Genomic DNA, 1,818 nt, shown 5'->3' on the forward strand with positions numbered 1-1,818 from the left:
AGATAAAAAAGCAGGTGGTGAGTTATACCTACATCTGCGCCGACACGGTAAGAAATATCACAAGCGCAGTCATGGTAAAACAAACCGAGGGCAAATAAAAAATCGCGTTAGCATTGAAGAACGTCCACAAATAGTTGATGAGAAAGGTCGTATCGGAGATTGGGAAATAGATACCGTCATAGGTAAAGGTCATCGAGGCGCCCTTGTTACCATTGTAGAGCGGGTCACCCAATTCACTGTATCAACTCAGGTGGCAGGCAAAACAGCACAAGCCGTCACTGCGGCGACGATAGAACTATTAAGGCCATATAGGTCAGCGCTTCATAGCATCACGGCTGACAATGGAAAAGAGTTCGCTTATCACGATCAAATCACAGAGGCTTTAAGTGTTCCTGTTTATTTTGCTCACCCTTATCACTCATGGGAGCGCGGATTGAATGAAAACACGAATGGATTACTACGCCAGTATTGGCCGAAGAGCACAGATTTTACGGCGGTTACACCAGCGCAAGTAATACCTGTACTTGAGCAACTTAATAATCGTCCGCGGAAGACACTTGGATTTGAAACGCCTGCAAAATTGATGCAGGATCACTTGGCGGCTAAAGCCGCCTAAACGTTATGCACTTCAGATTTGAATCCGCGTAACTATTTATCTGACATTTTATTTTTTACGTACAAAGTAAGCGCTGCCGTGCTTGCCATACCTACAGCCTTGAGAATAGTCTTTGCAACTGGCGCTACCGATTCTTCTAAACACCATTTACATAAAGGTCGTGGTAGAATTCCTGATTTTGCATAATTATCGCAACCTGGCTTTAAACATACCTGTAAAAATTCCCGACACTCCTTGTTATCGCACACGCATATATCTCTATTAAAAATTAGACCTACCACATCAACAGGCTTCATCTCCGTACTACAAAAGGAACATTTACCTTTTACCTTCGCTGATTTTACAAACTCATTATATTCATCAAACCAGTCTTGTTTATCATCCATATCTAAAATGCCAAGTAACTACAGTAAAATTAACTATAACTCATAAACGTAAATAGGCTAAACGAATATTGAAATAATGGATCTGAATAAGTTGACTCGTTATTAATCTCTAAATTGAATTAATTGTTAAAACTAGATGCGGCACATTCCACTAAATATTCGATACCAAAATAAATGTACCAAAACTTGCTTCTCATACATTCGAGCCATAGAATAACTGTGTATTCAAACAGTGGTACTCGGTATGCAACCAATTTCAATTAAGAAATCCAATAGCTTATTTTCCCTCTCCGAATTTAAAGCTGCAGCAGGCTTTCCAAATCCTGCAGAAGATTGTTTATCCAAACCAATTAGCTTGGATACATTACTCATGGCGCGGCCAAATAGTTCTTTTTTATTCAAAGTTGCTGGGGATAGCATGATCCCTGACATTCAAGACGGCGCAATTATTGTCGTTGATAAATCCTTAAAAGCCACTACCGGTCGAATAGTGCTTGCAACACTTGATAACGAGTTTGTTGTTAAGCGTTTAAAGTTAGAGCCTGAAAACAGCAGGGCACTATTTTTAAGCTCTAACTGTAGTGGTCAATAAAATTTGGCCACAGTTTTAGAGTCTTTGTATCTAATCTCAGATTCATTTGGCGCTAAACCAGCATTATAATGATGCGGTCTAACATTGTTGTAATATCCGTTGATATAATCACTCACACTATATTTAGCGTCTATAAAATTCCCATATCCAACCTTTGGCATCCATTCTGTTTTAAAGCTTCTAAAAAATCGCTCCATTGGCGCATTATCCCAACAATTTCCGCG

General features: G+C 39.5%; 4 protein-coding genes. 2 read left to right on the plus strand and 2 right to left on the minus strand.

Features of this window, described 5'->3' with window-relative positions:
• On the plus strand, positions 1–616 hold a 616-nt coding region (locus L654_RS0105065), incomplete at its 5' end, for an IS30 family transposase (protein WP_024607459.1).
• A gap of 32 nt (positions 617–648) precedes the next feature.
• On the opposite strand, the gene L654_RS0105070 is transcribed toward L654_RS0105065, so the two are convergent.
• Positions 649–1,002 (minus strand): hypothetical protein, encoded by a 354-nt coding sequence (locus L654_RS0105070; protein WP_024589330.1) that lies wholly within the window; start codon positions 1,000–1,002, stop codon positions 649–651.
• A 244-nt stretch (positions 1,003–1,246) separates the two neighbouring features.
• On the opposite strand from L654_RS0105070, the gene L654_RS1000000127535 reads away from it, so the two are divergent.
• Positions 1,247–1,594, plus strand: coding sequence for a S24 family peptidase (locus L654_RS1000000127535; protein ID WP_080671214.1), 348 nt, complete (start codon positions 1,247–1,249; stop codon positions 1,592–1,594).
• Here L654_RS1000000127535 and L654_RS0105080 read toward each other — a convergent pair.
• Positions 1,588–1,818, minus strand: a 231-nt coding sequence (locus L654_RS0105080; RefSeq protein ID WP_024607460.1) for an integrase core domain-containing protein, incomplete at its 5' end; no start/stop codon positions are given. The genes L654_RS1000000127535 and L654_RS0105080 overlap by 7 nt on opposite strands.

This window comes from Pseudoalteromonas sp. TAB23 (assembly GCF_000498075.1).
GTDB classification, from domain to species: domain Bacteria; phylum Pseudomonadota; class Gammaproteobacteria; order Enterobacterales; family Alteromonadaceae; genus Pseudoalteromonas; species Pseudoalteromonas arctica.